Here is a 597-nt window from a genome sequence, read left to right as displayed (position 1 = left end):
ATGCCAACGCGATCGGCAATTGCTGCGGGCTTGATATCGTCCTGGTACCGCAACTCGAACAAGCGAAGTGCGCGGCCTTCGAGTCCCCCCAGACAGTCCTGCAGAAAGTCCAGTTGCATCGATTTCTCTTTTGCGACTTCATGAATCGCCACGGCGAGACAAGCAACGGTGTCGTCGTCAAATACCAACCGATCTCGCCGCCGGCCTCGCAGATACAGCCCGACCTGATTGCGGGCGACACCGAGTGCCCAAGCGACGAACGGGTATTCGGGATCGTATGAATCGAAGGATTCAATCACAGCGACGGCGATATCCTGAAGCACATCATCACGATCACGAAAATCACGAACCACTGACGTCACGAACGCCGAAACCGCAGGCTGGGCCAACGTCCATTGTCGGGCGGCTTGTCGAGCTGTTTCGTCCACACCTTATCTCCACGGAAAAAGAAAGTCTCACACCCTTATTTATCCGAGCGACCGATTTCATGACCGACTTTTTTCGAAATTGATACAAAAGACACCTCACAACTCGCCCGCAGCGTTCATCAAGCACAGTACTTAGGAAAGGTGTCAGGACTCTTTTCCACTCCCAGCC

Annotated in this window: 1 protein-coding gene; it reads right to left on the bottom strand. The window is 53.9% G+C overall.

What is annotated here, in order from left to right:
- On the bottom strand, positions 1-428 hold a 428-nt coding region (locus tag RMSM_RS01090), incomplete at its 3' end, for a sigma-70 family RNA polymerase sigma factor (RefSeq protein WP_040763401.1).
- Between the last annotated feature and the right edge of the window lie 169 nt (positions 429-597).

The sequence above is a fragment of the Rhodopirellula maiorica SM1 genome (genome assembly GCF_000346295.1).
In the GTDB taxonomy this organism is placed as follows: domain Bacteria; phylum Planctomycetota; class Planctomycetia; order Pirellulales; family Pirellulaceae; genus Novipirellula; species Novipirellula maiorica.
Note: the sequence above shows the minus strand (reverse complement) of the source record. Positions and strands in the feature narration are given on the sequence as shown.